We start from the raw sequence: 14,789 nt of genomic DNA, 5'->3' as shown, positions 1-14,789 counted from the left end.
TCTCCCCCGTCAATAAGAACCTCGTACCGGGGCATCTAAACGCGATCGGCCGCCGCCCGCTAGAGGGCGACGGCCGATCATGCTTTGACCTGCGGTTTTACCGAGAAACTACTTCGAGGGGCCGACCTCGACGGTCATGACCTCACCGTCGTAGGACTCCTTCAGGATCTTGATCTTGGTGTTGGTGTCAGTGACCTTCACCGATCCGGTCGGGTTCTCGTCGTAGTAGTACTTGCCCTTGCGGTCGTCGAAGACGAGGTTCGCGGGCTTCGGCTTGAGGAACAGCTCCTCGCCGTTCTTGTGCAGCGTGAACGCGTCCGTGGAGTACGCGCTGAAGGTCGCGTCGTACGGCTGGATCTTGTTCCGCAGCAGGGTGCCGTCGGCCCACTTCATGGGCTTGGCGTTGGCGTCGACCGGCAGGATCAGGCCCTGGCCCGGGTGCTGGCTGGTGTTGTTGTCCTTCTGGCTGGTGTCCCACTGCCAGATGAGCAGACCGTCCTGGTACGGGTAGTGCTCGACCCAGTCCGGACGCGTGTTGCCGAAGCCGAAGTTGTACGGGCCCACCTTGAGGGTGGAGTCGTACGACACGTAGCGGCGGTTCTCGGCCAGGTAGTACTGCGCGTACTCCTTGGTGAAGTTGGCGCCGATCCGGGAGAAGCCCTTGCCGGTCCAGCCGTTGTCGCCGTTCTCGGCGCCGTCGGTGAACAGCGCGGAGCCGTCCGCGGTGATGGTGAGGGCGTCGGCCGTGAAGCCCTTGCCGCCCGCGCCGCCGTCCGTCTGGTAGCGGAAGCGGAGGTCGACCTTCTTGCCCGCGTAGGCGTCGAGCGAGAAGTTCAGGTTCTTCCAGGCACCCGAGACACCGGTGAGCGACGGGCTGCCGGCGGCGTCGACCGGGATGGCCGTGCCGTCGGCGGTGCCGGCGAGGGCGGTCCAGTTGGCGCCGCCGTCCGTGGACACCTCGGTGTAGAGGTAGTCGTAGTCGGCCTCGATGTCCCACCAGCCCTTGAGGGACAGGGCGGCGGAGGTCTTGCCCGTCAGGTCGACGGAGCGGGTGAGGGTGTTCTTGAGGTCGTCACCCATGTTGCTCCACCACTGGGTGGAACCCTCGGCGGGAGCGACGACGTCCGTCTGCACCTTCTTCTTCGGCAGCTCGACGACCAGGGCCTGCTTGTCCTTGGTGTTGAACGCCGACACGCCGAGCTTGTGGGTGGACTTCGTCGCGGCCTTGGCCGTGTCGTAGTTCAGCCAGCCCAGCTGGAGCTTGTCCCAGGCGGTCATGTCGCCCGGCATGTCGCCTATGGAGTCCTTGCCGGTGCCGAGCCAGGAGCCGGCCGACATCAGGGACCAGAAGCCGACGCCGTTCTCGCCGCCACCGGAGGTGTCGTAGAGGTCGGGCAGGCCGAGGTCGTGGCCGTACTCGTGGGCGAAGACGCCGAGGCCGCCGTTCTCGGGCTGCATCGTGTAGTCGCCGACCCAGATGCCGGAGTTGCCGATCTGGGTGCCGCCGGCCTTGTTGTTGTCCGGGCCGGTCTTGCCCGCCGAGGTGCCGTAGGCGTACCAGCGGTGCGCCCACAGGGCGTCGGGGCCCTGCACGCCGCCGCCGGCCGACTCGTCCTCGCCCGCGTGGACGATCTGGAAGTGGTCGATGTAGCCGTCGGACTCGTTGAAGTTGCCGTCGCCGTCGAAGTCGTAGCGGTCCCAGACGTCGTACTGGGCCAGCTTCGCCTTGATCTCGGCGTCGGTCTTCCCGGCCTTCTTCTGCGCCTCGACCCACGCCGTGACGCCGTCCTTGACGGTGTCCCAGACGTTGGAGCAGTTGGACTGGCCGCAGTAGTTCGAGCCGTAACGGGCCTCGTTGTACGGGACCTTGACCCAGTCGGCGACCTCGCCCTCGACCGAGTAGCGGCCCGAGGAGGTCTTCTCGTAGTACGTCTTCAGGGAGTGCTTGCCCTCGCCGGTGGCGAAGTACAGGTCCTGGAAGTACTGACGGCTGAAGTCCTTGCGCCAGGCCGTGCTGTTGTCCTTGGCACGGTCGGGCTGGGCGATCGTGTTGTGCAGCGGACCGGGGGTGCCGCCGTACTTCGGCACGGCCGGCTTGGGGCCGGGGCCGTCCGGGTCGTGCATGGTCGTGCTGTCGACCTGGTCGCCGAACTCGACGAGGATCGTGAAGATCTTGTCGGTCTTCTCGCGGCCGAGCTCGACGTACTTCTTGTCGTCCAGCTTGACGACCTTGGAGGCGCCGCGCTGCTCGACGTCCTTCTTGCCCTGGAGGACCTGGTCCAGGGCGGCCTTGCGCTGCTGGGCCTGCTGCTCGCTGAACGGGCCCTTCAGGTCGTGCTCGACGACCTTGGCCGGAGTGGTCGGGTCCTGCCGGTCGGCCACCGGGGCGGCCGAGGCCTTGCCCTCGGCCTGTGCCGCGGTGACCGTGAAGAAGGTCGCGCTGGTTGCGCACGCAGCCATGGTCACGGCGACGGCGGCAGCGCGCATCGCACGCCTTCTGGCGGAATTGCTGGTCACTTGATGTGTTCCCCTCCCGCGGCCGCAACGTCTGAGTTCGGAACTTCTCCATAGGAGCGGGGGGTTCCGCGCGGCGCGCGTCTCAAGTGACGACATTTGACCGGAGAGACGCGAGAAAAGACAGACCTTGACTTGAACCTTACAACTGCACTATGCGGTTTGGGAGTTCCGCTATCCGGACGTTCCGCTGCCATACGGGGCGAAGGGCGCTTCCCGACCCCCGCACGCGTCCGTACCGTCCCCTTTCTCCCCCTGTCGGGGCGCGAAAGTGACCCCGTGCGCCCCCTGTGCTCCGGCACCGTGTGTTGGGTCACGCTTACCGGTGGCCCGCCCCGGGCATCCCCGTCAGTGAGTCACTTGACGCGCGACGTTGGTTGAGCCGACTCCCCCTCCCCCTCACCGAGGACGGATATCGCCATGCCGCGTCCGACTGCCGCACAGCTCGCGTACGGGTCCGCCACGGTCATCGTGTCGACGATCGCCATGCTGCTGCTCTCGCAGACGAGTACCGGGCTCGGCGTCGCGGTCATCTCCGCCGCCGCGCTCGCCCTGGGTCTGCTCGTCGCCCTCACCGTGCCCGTCCCCCGGCACCGCGGCCGCCACGCGGCGCGCACGGGCGCCGGCGCGCCGACCGCGTCCGAGGCGGAGGCGGCGCCGGGTGCCCGGAGGGCAGGGGCGCGGACGGCCTCGGCCGAACACCCCGTCCACCACTGAGCTCCGCCCGCCGTGCGGGCACGCAGCGACGCGGACGGCCGCCCCGGGGGTGGCCGTCCGCGTCGCGGGTGCGCGGGTGCGTCGGCTAGGGCGTCGCCCGGACCACGACCGTCTTGGCGGCCTTGTCGTGCAGGCCCTGCTTGTACGGCTTGTCGACCAGGATCGAGACGATCAGCGCGATCGGCCACAGGCAGAAGCAGCAGATCAGCGTCGGCAGCCAGAGCACGGCGGCCCGGGTCAGCGAGGCACCGGAGTCGGGCGCGGTGCCGTCGTTGAGCATGGCGACGCGCAGGCCCATCGCCTTCTTGCCCACCGTCCGGCCGTCCTTCTTGGTGAAGAACCAGTCGTAGCCGAGGTAGAAGACGATCGAGATGAGGGTCATCCACAGGCCGCTGCCGCTGTACGACTTGGTGAAGACCTCGCTGACGTCCTCGCCCCGATCGGTCTCGACCACGTAGCGGTTCGTGCCGAAGGCCAGCTGGATGAGGAACAGCGGGACGGCGACGATCACCACGTCGATGGCGCGTGCGGCGAGCCGCTTGCCGAAGTCGGCGAGCGGGGGCATCCCGGCCAGCGGGTCGGGCATGCCGTAGCCGCCTCCGCCGCCGTACGGGTCGCCTCCGCCGCCGTACGGGGGCGGAGGGGGCGGGTATCCCCCGCCGCCGGGGCCAGGACCGCCCGGGGGCGGCGGACCGCCGCTCCCGGGGGGCGGCGGTCCGTACGGCGAACCGCCCGACGGAGGCGTCGGTTCACCGGGCCTCTTGCGGAACGGGTCTTCCTCGGGCGGCTGGCCCGGCGGCGGCTGGTCGGTACTCATGGCCCGAGTCGAACCCGGGCCCGCCGCCCCCGCAACGGGACGGCGTCCATTCGTGGCACGCACCCGCCCGCGAGCCCGTCATGATCCGAAAGACGCGCCCTAGGGGGTGTTGCGAAAGTCCTGTGCGGTGCCCGCGGTGTTCGGTGCGTGCTCTCGGCGTGCCGGGCGAAGGCCCTCGTACGGGGCGTACTCGGGGCTTCGGCCGGTGCGGCGAGAGTGCGTGCCGGGCGCCGTGGGCGCCGTGCGGGACTTTCGCAACACCCCCTAGCGGGCCACGTACGTGCCGGCCGCCTTGTCGTGCCAGGCCTGTCGGCGCGGGCGGTCGACCAGGCACCACAGGCTGCCGGGCAGGCCCAGGAAGGCGTGGACGAGCCAGCGGCCCAGGGCCGCGCGGAAGGACGGGGGGCGCAGGGTGGCAGTGGCCAGCACCCGGACTCCCAGCAGCTTCTTGCCCGGGGTGCGGCCCCAGCGGGCGGTCGGCAGCACCTCGTAGAAGAGGCCGAAGAGGACCACGGCGCCGAAGACGGTGGCGAGGCTGCCGGCGATGGTGGGGTCGAGCAGCCAGACGGTGGTGGTGCGCCCGCTCGCCCGGGCGGTGTCCACCTTGGCCTGGACGTGCGCGGTGGCCGCGGGCAGCAGCGGCCGGGTGGCGGCGGCGGCCACAGAGCCGTACACGAGGCAGTCCACGGCGCGGGCGAGGGCACGGCGGGCGACCCCGGCGGGGCGCACGGCCCGCTCGGCCATCCGCTCGAAGACCTCCCGGGGCGTGCCGGTACGGCCCGTACCGGCGGCCGGGCGGCCCCCCTCGGATCCGCGCGGCGCCCGGCCCCCGGGCTCCGGTGCCGCGGGGGCGGCGTCCGCGGCGGGCTGGGGGGCCGTCGGGCGCACTCCGGCGGTCCGGGGTTCCCACACCTCGGGCCGGGCGGCCGGTGCAGGCTCCGGTTCCCGCCGCCGGGGCTCGGCGACCGGGGTCCGGGCGGACGCGGCGGCCGGGGCGGGAGCGGGGGTCGCCTCGGGCCAGGACGCGGTCACCCCGGTGGGGCCGGTGCCCCCCGCTCCGGGGGCGTCGGGCCATGCCGGCGCGGCCGGCGCCGCGGGGGCCTGCGCGGCCGGGGAGCGCGCCGACAGGATGCCCGGGGTGGAGGGTGCGTGGAGCCGCGCGGGCGCCGCCGCGGCGGACGGCGTACGGGCCAGGGAGACCCCCGCGGGCCGGGCGGAGGGCTGCCCGGCGTCAGGGGCGGGGGCGGCGGGTGCCGGAGCCGGGGCGGGGTCGGGTTCCGGTTCGGTTTCGGGTTCCTGCGGGCTGCCCCAGGACACCCGGCGGTCGCGGGGCCCGCCGAAGCCGGCCTGGTGCACGGGGTCGGCCTGCCACACCGCCGGCTTCCGGTCCGGCGCGGGCTCGGGCAGGGCCTCGGTGGCGGAGGTCTCGTCCAGGAACACGGGCCCCGTCTCGTCGGCGCGGACGGCGGGCGCGGCGACGGGGTCCGGGACGGGAGAGGGGGCCGGGGAGGCAGGCGGGCGGACGGCGGGGGCGGGAGCCGCCGCGGATGCCGGGACGGGGGCAGGGACGGGGGCGGGGACGGGCGCGGGAGCCGCCGGGGCAGGGCGGCTCGTGCCCGGGACCCAGGCCGCGCCGTTCCAGTACCGGATGTACCCCGGGATGGACGGATCCGGGTAGTAGCCCTCGCGGGCCGCGTGCTCGCCGTCACCAGGGGAGGCCGTCATGTCCCCAACTCCGATCGTGGCTTGAGGCTTGTGCAAGGGGAGGACCATAGCCAAGAACCGTGGGCCGACAGGTCCGGTAACGGGAGAATCCAAGCCATTGAGCGAACGTCACTCCACACGACGGATTTCGGTCAGCCGACGAGATTCGGCCAATTCCGCGTTCGCTGCCGAAAGTGGCGTCATACCCGGGCACATGGGAGCTCTCTGCGGGTGCGGGGCGCCATCCGGCCCCACGCACCGAACCGAAGTGAGGCCGTCATGCACCACCCCGCCGTCGAGCGCGCGCTGGAACTGAAGCTGGTCCTGTCACCCGAGCGCAGCATCCCGGTCCCCGCGCGCCTGCTCTACCTCGCGGAAGACCCGTACGCCGTCCACATCACCTTCCACACCGGTTCGGACACCCCGGTGCACTGGACCTTCGCCCGCGAGCTGCTCGTCGAGGGCGTGTTCCGCCCGTGCGGCCACGGCGACGTCCGGATCTGGCCCACGAAGGTCGACAACGAGGCCCTGCTCTGCATGGCACTCAGCTCCCCCGACGGCGACGCCCTCCTGGAGGCCCCGGCGCCGACGGTGTCGGCCTGGCTGGAGCGGACCCTGTGCGCGGTCCCGCCCGGCAGCGAGGCCGAGCGGCTCGGCCTGGACGCGGCGCTGGCCGAGCTGCTCACCCCGACCCCGGCCGACGACCTGTGGCTGCGCGACCCGTGGCCGTCGGACGAGTCGGCGGACGGTGACCTGTGATGGCGCACGGCCCCCGGAAGCCGGGCGGTCCCCGGAAGCCGCGCGGTGCGCGGACGCCGGGCGGGCGCCGGATACCGCGCGCCCTGCGGAACCCGGGCGGCCTGCGCCTCGTACGGTCAGAGGACCTTGCCGGGGTTGAGGAGTCCGAGTGGATCGAAGGCCTGCTTGACGGCGCGCTGCATCTCCACGCCGACCGGGCCGAGTTCCCGGGCGAGCCATTCCTTCTTCAGCACGCCGACGCCGTGTTCGCCGGTGATGGTCCCGCCGAGGGAGAGGCCCAGTTCCATGATCGCGCCGAAGGACTCGCGGGCCCGCCGCGCCTCGTCCTCGTCGGCGGGGTCGAAGCAGACGATCGGATGGGTGTTGCCGTCGCCGGCGTGCGCGCAGACGCCGATGAGGAGGCTCTGCGCGCGGGCGATGGCGGCGGTCCCGTCGAGCATCTCCCCGAGCCGGGAGCGCGGCACGCACACGTCGTCGATCATCGTGGCGGGCCGGAGCGCCTCCAGGGCGGGGAAGGCCATCCGGCGGGCCTGGAGCAGCAGTTCCGACTCCGCCTCGTCCTCGGCGGGCACGACGGCGGTGGCTCCGGCGGCGGTGCACAGCTCCCCCACGGCGGCGAGGTCCTCGGGCGCGTGGGCGGTGTCGAAGGCGGCGAGCAGCAGGGCCTCGGTGGCCTCGGGCAGCCCCATTCTGCCGAGGGCGTTGACGGCATGGACGGTCGTACGGTCCATCAGCTCCAGCAGGGAGGGCGTCAGTCCGGCCTCCATGACGGCGCACACGGCCTCACAGGCGGCGGCGACGGAGGGGAACTCGGCGGCCAGGGCCAGGTGTCGCGGTGGCGCGGGCCTGAGGGCGAGAACGGCCTGGACGACGATCCCGAGGCTGCCCTCGGAGCCGACGAACAACCGGGTGAGGTCGTATCCGGCGACGCCCTTGGCGGTGCGCCGGCCCGTGCGCAGCAGCCGCCCGTCGGCGAGGACGACGTCGAGGCCGAGGACGTATTCGGCGGTGACCCCGTACTTGACGCAGCACAGGCCGCCGGACGCGGTGCCGATGTTGCCGCCGATGGTGCACTGCTCCCAGCTGGAGGGGTCGGGCGGATAGGAGAGGCCCTGTGCGGCGACGGCCCGTGAGAGGACGGCGTTGACGACGCCCGGCTCGACGACGGCGATCCGGTCGACGGCGCTGATCTCCAGGATCCGGTCCATCTTCACCAGGGACAGCACGATGCAGCCGTCGGTGGCGTTGGCGCCGCCGGACAGGCCGGTGCGGGCGCCCTGCGGGACGACGGGGATCCGGAGGGCGGTGGCCGTGCGCATGACGTGCTGGACCTGTTCGACGGTCCGGGGGAGAACGACGGCCGCCGGGGTGCCGGCGGCGCAGAAGCTTGCCATGTCGGTGGCGTAGGAGGCGGTCACCTGGGGGTCGGTGAGGAGGGCGTCGGCGGGGAGCCCTTCGAGGAGGCTCGCTCGCAGACGTGCGGAGAGGTCATCGTCCATGGGGCCAGCGTGGCAGCCGGGGCCATCGGTGTGAACACGACCGCGCCCGCCTGCGGACACCCCGGCATGCTCTTCATATTGACGCACAGTGACCCCATGGACCGTATCGACGACGATTCGCAGACGCCGGCGCCGCCCGTGACCTTCACCGGCCGCAAGACGCTCGTGGCCGCCGGGGTGGCGGTGGTCCTGATCGCCGGGGCCCTGTTGATCCGGCCGGCCCGGACCGGTGACGACGCGCGGCCGCCCGGGCCGAGCGAACGCGCCGCTTCGGCGGTGGGGATGGGCGCGCCCGCCTCGGCGGCGGACGTGGTGGCGCTGGTGGCGGACCGGGAGAAGTGGGTGGCGTCGCACGCCGACGACGACGCCTCGTGGGCGGTGCTGGGCTCCGCCTACCTCGAACAGGCGCGGCGCACCGCGGACTCGACCTGGTACCCGAAGGCGGAGAAGGCACTGAAGCGGTCGCTGGAGGTGCGCCCGGCGGAGAAGGGCAACCTCGACGCGATGACGGGCATGGGCGCGCTGGCCAATGCCCGGCGGGACTTCGGTACCGCCCGGAAATGGGGCGAGCTGGTACGGGCGCATTCGCCGCGGCGGTGGTCGGCGTACCCGGTGCTGGTGGACGCGTACACCGGCCTCGGCGACTACAAGGGTGCGCAGAAGGCGATGGAGCAGCTGCTGGAGCTGCGGCCGGGGCTGGTCGCGCACATGAAGGCCTCGCAGGTGTACCGCGACCGAGGCTGGCGCGAGGACGCGGTGGTGTCGATGGAGTCCGCGGCGGCCGCGGCGAAAGCGCCCGCGGAGAAGGCGTACGCGCTGTACCGGCTCGGGGAGCTGTCCTGGGAGCGGGGGGACGCGGCGGAGGCGCTGCGGCAGTACGAGGGGGCGCTGCGGACCGATCCGGCGCTGGCGGAGGCGCTGGCCGGCCGGGCGCGGGCGCTGGCGGGGCTGGGGCGCTCCGGCGAGGCGGTGCGGGACTACCGGATGGCGCTGGGGCGGACCCCGGTGCCGCAGCTGGCCCGGGAGCTGGGCGAGCTGCTGGAGTCGCTGGGCCGCGACCAGGAGGCGCGCGCGCAGTACGACGCGGTGGCGGCGATGGCGGTCCGGGACGGCGCGAACGGCGTGGACGACGACGTGGTCGTGGGCCTGTACGAGGCGGACCACGGGGATCCCGCGGCGGCGGTGCGCAGGCTGTCGGCGGAGTGGGAGCGGAACAAGAGCATGCAGGCGGCGGACGCGCTGGGCTGGGCGCTGCACCGGGCGGGAGAGCACACGGCGGCCCTGGAGTATGCGAAGAAGGCGACGGAACCGGGACTGCGCAGCGCCGACTTCGCCTATCACCGGGCCATGATCGAACAGGCCCTGGGCGACGAGGCGGGGGCGCGGCGGCACCTGCAGGAGGCGCTGCGGACGAATCCGTACTTCTCGCCGGTGCGCGGGCCGCTGGCGAAGGCGGCGCTGGCGGCGATCGGCCAGCCGCCGCCGGGCGGTCCGGAGCACCTGCAGCCGGTGACCCCCTGGGTGGAGCCGGAACTCCCGAAACCGACGCCGACGCCGACGCCGAAGCCGTCTCCGTCCGGCCGCCGCTGACGCACCCGGCCCGGGCGGGCCCGGGCGGACACCCGCGGGCCGCAGGCCCGGAAGGGCGGCGGCGCGGCCGCACGGCACCACCGCGGGGGGGGTGGGGCTGCGCGTGCGGCCCGGTGCACGGGCGGGCGCCGCGTCGGCCCACTCCCCTCCGGAGGGCACCACGCGGCGGCGCTTCCGCGCGCGCACCGGGCCGACGGCAGCCCGAGGCCCCCGGCCGGGGCCGGGGGCCTGAAGGCGCGCGGGCGGCGTCAGAGGTTGCCGCGCTTCTCCTGCTCGCGCTCGATGGCCTCGAACAGCGCCTTGAAGTTGCCCTTGCCGAAGCCCATGGAACCGTGGCGCTCGATGATCTCGAAGAAGACCGTCGGGCGGTCCTGGACCGGCTTGGTGAAGATCTGCAGCAGGTAGCCGTCCTCGTCGCGGTCGGCGAGGATCTTCAGCTCGCGCAGCTCGTCGATCGGCACGCGGGTGTCGCCGACCCACTCGCCCAGCGTGTCGTAGTAGGTGTCCGGGACGGACAGGAACTGCACGCCCGCCGCGCGCATCGAGCGGACCGTGGCGACGATGTCGTTCGAGGCCAGCGCGATGTGCTGGACACCGGGGCCGTTGTAGAACTCCAGGTACTCGTCGATCTGCGACTTCTTCTTCGCGATCGCCGGCTCGTTGATCGGGAACTTGACCTTCTTGGTCCCGTCCGCGACCACCTTGGACATCAGCGCCGAGTACTCGGTCGCGATGTCGTCGCCCACGAACTCCTTCATGTTCGTGAAGCCCATGACCTTGTTGTAGAAGGCGACCCACTCGTTCATGCGGCCGAGTTCCACGTTGCCGACGCAGTGGTCGATGGCCTGGAAGGTGCGCTTGGCCGGGGGCGCAACCATCGGCTCGACGGCCACGTAGCCGGGCAGGTAGGGGCCGGTGTAGTCGCCGCGCTCCACCAGGGTGTGGCGGGTCTGGCCGTACGTCGCGATGGCGGCCAGGACGACGGTGCCGTGCTCGTCCTTGACCTCGTACGGCTCGTCCAGGCCGCGGGCGCCCTGCTCGACGGCGTACGCGTACGCCGCGCGGACGTCGGGGACCTCGATGGCGAGGTCGATCACGCCGTCGCCGTGCTCGGCGACGTGCTCGGCGAGGAAGCGGCCGTGGTCGGTCGTCGCCTTGATGACCGAGGTCAGCACGAAGCGCGCGGAGCCGTTGGTCAGGACGTAGCTGGCCGTCTCGCGGCTGCCGTTCTCCGGTCCGGAGTAGGCCACGAGCTTCATGCCGAAGGCAGTCGAGTAGTAGTGCGCGGCCTGCTTGGCGTTGCCGACGGCGAAGACGACCGCGTCCATGCCCTTCACCGGGAAGGGGTCTGCCTCACGCGCGGTGTGCGGGGTGGTTTCGAGGTTCGCCAGAGACTCAGTCATGAGCGCAGAGTCCCGCCGATCCACAAGCTGCGCAATAGTTTCCTGATTGACTGTACAAACTGCCCAGTGAAGCCCGACCCTGGCTGAGACATCTGTGCACTATGACCACCCGCGCGTACGCGTGGGCACCGGAGGCCCCATGGGGATCGACGAACTCGACGGCCGGCTCATCGTCCTGCTGGCCCGCGAGCCGCGGATCGGGGTGCTGGAGGCCTCGCGGCGGCTGGGGGTGGCGCGCGGGACGGTGCAGGCGCGCCTGGACCGACTCCAGTCCAGCGGGGTCATCCGCGGCTTCGGTCCCCAGGTCGATCCGACGGCCCTCGGGTATCCGGTGACGGCGTTCGCCACGCTGGAGATCAAGCAGGGGCAGGGGGCGGACGTACGGGCCCACCTGGACGGGGTCCCCGAGGTGCTGGAGCTGCACACCACCACCGGCCACGGGGACATGCTGTGCCGGCTGGTGGCCCGCTCCAACGCCGACCTGCAGCGGGTGATCGACCGCGTCGTCGGCTTCGACGGCATCGTCAGGGCCTCCACGGCGATCGTGATGGAGAACCCGGTGCCGTTCCGGATCATCCCGCTGGTGCAGCAGGCCGCGGAGGACGACACACGGACGTGAGGCCGGAAGAAGACGCTCCGGAAGTAGTTGCAAAGAAACCCTTGCATAGATTTCTTTGCAACTCTACGGTGGCGCCATGACCCGGAACAGGAAGGCCCAATCCCCCACCCCTACCGAGCCGTTGGACTCCCCGCCGTCCGCACGGCCCGACGTCCGGGCCCTCGACGCCCGCGCCCTGCGCGGCCTGGCCCACCCCCTGCGCATGCGCCTCCTGGCCGCCCTGCGCCAGGACGGCCCCGCGACCGCCTCCCGGCTGGCCGAGCGCCTCGGCGAATCCAGCGGGGCCACCAGCTACCACCTGCGCCAGCTCGCCGCCCACGGCTTCGTCGAGGACGCGCCCGAGCACGGCAAGGGCCGCGAGCGCTGGTGGCGGGCCGCCCACGACGGCACCCGTTTCGACGAGACGCTGGTGGACGAAGGCGACGAGGCCACGCGCGCCGCCGCCGACGTCTTCCTGCGCCAGATCGCCGCGACCCACGCGCAGGAGGTCGACACCTGGCTGGCCACCTCGCACACCTGGCCCGCGCAGTGGCGGACCGGATCCGACTTCAGCGACTTCACGCTGCGGCTGACCGCCGCACAGACCGACGAACTGGTCCACCGGCTGCACGACGTGATCAACAGCTACCGCGACCTGCCGGCCGAGGAGGGCACCGAGACGGTCCGCCTCCACACGCATGCCCTCCCGCGCCGCTCCGCCGAGGCAGCGGGCGGCGCCGGCCACCGCGGCACCGGCCACGACCACGACCACAGCGCCTCCCACGACGCCGGCCACGGCCGCGGCGGGCGGGGCCGCGGCGCATGAGCCGCCGTCCGCTGACCGGCGTCCTGGCCGCCAACGCCGTGTCCACCGCCGGCAGTTCGCTCACCCTGATCGGCGTCCCGTGGTTCGTGCTGCAGACCACGGGGAGCGCCGGCCGGGCCGGCGTCGTCGCCTTCTGTGCCACGCTGCCCGTCATCGTGGCCGCCCTGGTCGGCGGGCCGGTCATCGACCGGATCGGCCGCCGCCGCGTATCCGTCGCCTCCGACCTGGTCTGCGGCCTGTCGGTCGGCGCGATCCCGCTGCTGCACCACCTGGGTGTGCTGGAGTTCTGGATGCTGTGCGCGCTGATGGCCGTCGGCGGCCTCGTGCACACCCCGGGCCTGACCGCCCGCGGCGTACTCCTGCCGAACCTCGCCGAGCACGCCGGCACCACCGTCGCCCGGGCCGCCGGCCTCTACGACGCCGTCTCGCGCGGAGCCCGCATGATCGGGGCGGCCGTGGCCGGCGTACTGATCGCGGTGTTCGGTGCCGAGACGGTGCTGCTGCTGGACGCGGCCACCTTCGGAGTGTCGGCGCTGCTCGTGTCCGCCTTCCTGCGCGGGGTACCGGCCGCCGAGCCGCAACGGAGCGCGGGCAAGGCCTCGTTCGCCGCCTACCGCGCGGAACTCGCCGAGGGCTGGGCGTTCCTCACCCGGTCACGGCTGCTGCTGGGCATCACCGTGATGGTCATGATGACCAACGGCCTGGACCAGGGCTGGTCCTCGGTCCTGCTGCCCGTGCACGGCCGCGACGTCCTCGGCGGCGCCACCACGATCGGCCTGATGATCTCCCTCTTCGGAGGCTTCGCCCTGCTGGGCGCCCTGCTGTACGGGGCGTGGGGCGAGCGGTTCCCACGCCGGACGGTGTTCGCGGCGGCCTTCCTGGTGTCCGGCGCCACCCGGTACGTCGTAGCCGCCGTCACCGACACGACGCTGCCGCTCGCGGTGACGATGGCGTTGGCCGGGCTGGGCGTGGGCATGCTGAATCCGATCCTGTCCACGGTGATGTACGAGCAGGTCCCGGAGGAGCTGCGCAGCCGGGTCGCGGGGGTGACCACGGCGGGCTGCGAGCTGACCATGCCGATGGGAGGACTGGCGGCGGGCCTGCTCGTCGACGGCTTCGGGGTGGGTACGGCACTGCTGCTCTTCGGCGGCACGTACCTGGTCACCACGCTCGCCCCGCTGGTCTTCCCGGCCTGGCGCGCCATGGAGCCCGGGCGGGACGTCAGCAGGACGGGGCGGGCTCTCCCCGGTTCAGCGCCCGCAGGGCGTTCACCGCATCGGTCAGCGAAGTGACGGGCACCAGCCGCAGCCCTTCGGGCAGCTGAGACTGCGCGTCCGCGCACTCGTCCCGCGGTACGAGGAACACGCCGGCCCCGTCGCGCCGCGCGGCCTGGGTCTTCAGGGCCACACCGCCGACGGCTCCGACCTTGCCGTCGGCGGTGATGGTGCCCGTACCGGCGATGGTGCGGCCGCCGGTGAGGTCGCCGCCGCTGCCGTCGCCGTCGAGCTTGTCGACGATGCCGAGCGAGAAGAGGAGGCCGGCGCTGGGACCGCCGACGTCGGCGAGGTTGAGCTCGACCTTCACGTCCTTGGGGTCCTTGCGCAGGAAGCCGAGGGCGGCATCGGCGGCAGCGGACTGCGACCTGGCCATTTCCTCCAGATTGTGCTGCTCGATCTCCTTGTCGCTTCCGCCGGTGGAGTAGACGACCTCCCGGGGCAGGACCGCCTGGTCGGTCTTGAACCAGTGGCCGACGAGCTCGGGCAGGGTCATCGTCGAGGACGGTCCAGTGGCTCGGATGGTCGTCATCCGCAGCTGGCCGGTGGTGTCCCGGACCGGGGCCCCGGAGATGGTGATGACCGGCTTCCCCTGGTCGGACCCGAGAACGTCGGCCGTGAGCCCGGGCACGGCGACCACGAAGGGCAGCGGCGCGAGGGCGGCGACGGCGAACAGCCCGATCACGGGCGCGGCGCAGACGGCCAGGGCGGCGGGACGCGGCAGACGTGTGAGACGAGAGAGCACCCGCTCAATCTATCCGCCCCCGCCCCGCCCGGACCCCGCCGACCACGCCTCCCCCGCAGCACCATCCAGCCACCCGCCGGCGTTCGAGACCCGGGGGCCCGGGGCAGCGCCCCCGGCAACGGCGCCGCAGACGGGCACGGGCCCGGGGAGTCCGCCGGCCCGCGGCCTAGCTGTATTGATCACGAGCGTTGTTAACAGGGCTGGGTCTTGATCATGGCGGAGACCTCCGGTGTGGTGGAGGTGTCTAGTGCCGTGACCGGGAAGGTTTGCCGGGTTGGGTGGTCAGGCCGCGGCCGGTAGCGGTCTGCCGCCCCAGCGAATGCCTTTCTCGCTTCGGATGCGT

Annotated in this window: 12 protein-coding genes; 6 read left to right on the top strand and 6 right to left on the bottom strand. The window is 72.5% G+C overall.

Features of this window, described 5'->3' with window-relative positions; all coding sequences use genetic code 11:
- Positions 1-108: 108 nt before the first annotated feature.
- Positions 109-2,487, bottom strand: coding sequence for an immune inhibitor A domain-containing protein (locus IF89_RS0102290; protein WP_030760265.1), 2,379 nt, complete (start codon positions 2,485-2,487; stop codon positions 109-111).
- A gap of 447 nt (positions 2,488-2,934) precedes the next feature.
- Between IF89_RS0102290 and IF89_RS0102285 the strand changes: the two genes are divergently transcribed.
- A complete protein-coding gene (locus IF89_RS0102285; protein ID WP_030760262.1) occupies positions 2,935-3,231 on the top strand; it encodes a hypothetical protein in 297 nt (98 codons plus the stop codon).
- Between the two features lie 85 nt (positions 3,232-3,316).
- On the opposite strand, the gene IF89_RS0102280 is transcribed toward IF89_RS0102285, so the two are convergent.
- Together IF89_RS0102280 and IF89_RS0102275 are read right to left on the bottom strand one after the other, a co-directional pair.
- On the bottom strand, positions 3,317-4,048 hold the full coding sequence (locus IF89_RS0102280; protein WP_030760259.1) for an RDD family protein: 732 nt from the start codon (positions 4,046-4,048) through the stop codon (positions 3,317-3,319).
- Positions 4,049-4,312: 264 nt separating this feature from the next.
- The gene (locus IF89_RS0102275; protein WP_030760256.1) at positions 4,313-5,773 is read right to left on the bottom strand and encodes an RDD family protein; all 1,461 of its coding nucleotides are present in this window, start codon (positions 5,771-5,773) and stop codon (positions 4,313-4,315) included.
- 258 nt (positions 5,774-6,031) lie between these two features.
- Here IF89_RS0102275 and IF89_RS0102270 point away from each other — a divergent pair, with 258 nt between their 5' ends.
- Positions 6,032-6,511 carry an SsgA family sporulation/cell division regulator gene (locus IF89_RS0102270; RefSeq protein WP_030760253.1) on the top strand — a complete coding sequence of 160 codons (480 nt, stop codon included), beginning with the start codon at positions 6,032-6,034 and terminating at the stop codon, positions 6,509-6,511.
- Between the two features lie 116 nt (positions 6,512-6,627).
- Here IF89_RS0102270 and IF89_RS0102265 read toward each other — a convergent pair whose 3' ends face one another.
- On the bottom strand, positions 6,628-8,010 hold the full coding sequence (locus tag IF89_RS0102265; RefSeq protein ID WP_030760249.1) for an FAD-binding oxidoreductase: 1,383 nt from the start codon (positions 8,008-8,010) through the stop codon (positions 6,628-6,630).
- 96 nt (positions 8,011-8,106) lie between these two features.
- On the opposite strand from IF89_RS0102265, the gene IF89_RS0102260 reads away from it, so the two are divergent.
- Positions 8,107-9,600 carry a tetratricopeptide repeat protein gene (locus IF89_RS0102260; RefSeq protein WP_234327640.1) on the top strand — a complete coding sequence of 498 codons (1,494 nt, stop codon included), beginning with the start codon at positions 8,107-8,109 and terminating at the stop codon, positions 9,598-9,600.
- Positions 9,601-9,848: 248 nt separating this feature from the next.
- On the opposite strand, the gene hppD is transcribed toward IF89_RS0102260, so the two are convergent.
- Positions 9,849-11,003 (bottom strand): 4-hydroxyphenylpyruvate dioxygenase, encoded by a 1,155-nt coding sequence (hppD, locus tag IF89_RS0102255; protein WP_030760241.1) that lies wholly within the window; start codon positions 11,001-11,003, stop codon positions 9,849-9,851.
- Between the two features lie 139 nt (positions 11,004-11,142).
- On the opposite strand from hppD, the gene IF89_RS0102250 reads away from it, so the two are divergent.
- From IF89_RS0102250 to IF89_RS0102240, 3 genes are all read left to right on the top strand, one after another.
- Positions 11,143-11,622: an Lrp/AsnC family transcriptional regulator gene (locus IF89_RS0102250; RefSeq protein ID WP_030760239.1), complete on the top strand. Its 480-nt coding sequence runs from the start codon at positions 11,143-11,145 to the stop codon at positions 11,620-11,622.
- Between the two features lie 76 nt (positions 11,623-11,698).
- Complete coding sequence (locus IF89_RS0102245; RefSeq protein WP_078628047.1) at positions 11,699-12,427, top strand: ArsR/SmtB family transcription factor; 729 nt, start codon at positions 11,699-11,701, stop codon at positions 12,425-12,427.
- Positions 12,424-13,719, top strand: a complete 1,296-nt coding sequence (locus IF89_RS0102240; protein WP_030760233.1) for an MFS transporter — start codon at positions 12,424-12,426, stop codon at positions 13,717-13,719. The genes IF89_RS0102245 and IF89_RS0102240 overlap by 4 nt, the downstream gene beginning before the upstream one ends.
- Here IF89_RS0102240 and IF89_RS0102235 read toward each other — a convergent pair.
- On the bottom strand, positions 13,649-14,446 hold the full coding sequence (locus IF89_RS0102235) for a S16 family serine protease (RefSeq protein ID WP_030760231.1): 798 nt from the start codon (positions 14,444-14,446) through the stop codon (positions 13,649-13,651). The two genes, IF89_RS0102240 and IF89_RS0102235, sit on opposite strands and share 71 nt — an antisense overlap.
- Positions 14,447-14,789 lie beyond the last annotated feature (343 nt).

It is taken from the genome of Streptomyces sp. NRRL F-2664, assembly GCF_000719345.1.
GTDB lineage: Bacteria > Actinomycetota > Actinomycetes > Streptomycetales > Streptomycetaceae > Streptomyces.
This window is presented reverse-complemented; position numbering and strand designations above follow the sequence as displayed.

Bases quoted from the DNA above. Each gene is read 5' to 3' on its own strand.
- IF89_RS0102290 (WP_030760265.1), bottom strand. From the start codon at position 2,487: ATGCGCGCTGCCGCCGTCGCCGTGACCATGGCTGCGTGCGCAACCAGC.
- IF89_RS0102285 (WP_030760262.1), top strand. From the start codon at position 2,935: ATGCCGCGTCCGACTGCCGCACAGCTCGCGTACGGGTCCGCCACGGTC.
- IF89_RS0102280 (WP_030760259.1), bottom strand. From the start codon at position 4,048: ATGAGTACCGACCAGCCGCCGCCGGGCCAGCCGCCCGAGGAAGACCCG.
- IF89_RS0102275 (WP_030760256.1), bottom strand. From the start codon at position 5,773: ATGACGGCCTCCCCTGGTGACGGCGAGCACGCGGCCCGCGAGGGCTAC.
- IF89_RS0102270 (WP_030760253.1), top strand. From the start codon at position 6,032: ATGCACCACCCCGCCGTCGAGCGCGCGCTGGAACTGAAGCTGGTCCTG.
- IF89_RS0102265 (WP_030760249.1), bottom strand. From the start codon at position 8,010: ATGGACGATGACCTCTCCGCACGTCTGCGAGCGAGCCTCCTCGAAGGG.
- IF89_RS0102260 (WP_234327640.1), top strand. From the start codon at position 8,107: ATGGACCGTATCGACGACGATTCGCAGACGCCGGCGCCGCCCGTGACC.
- hppD (WP_030760241.1), bottom strand. From the start codon at position 11,003: ATGACTGAGTCTCTGGCGAACCTCGAAACCACCCCGCACACCGCGCGT.
- IF89_RS0102250 (WP_030760239.1), top strand. From the start codon at position 11,143: ATGGGGATCGACGAACTCGACGGCCGGCTCATCGTCCTGCTGGCCCGC.
- IF89_RS0102245 (WP_078628047.1), top strand. From the start codon at position 11,699: ATGACCCGGAACAGGAAGGCCCAATCCCCCACCCCTACCGAGCCGTTG.
- IF89_RS0102240 (WP_030760233.1), top strand. From the start codon at position 12,424: ATGAGCCGCCGTCCGCTGACCGGCGTCCTGGCCGCCAACGCCGTGTCC.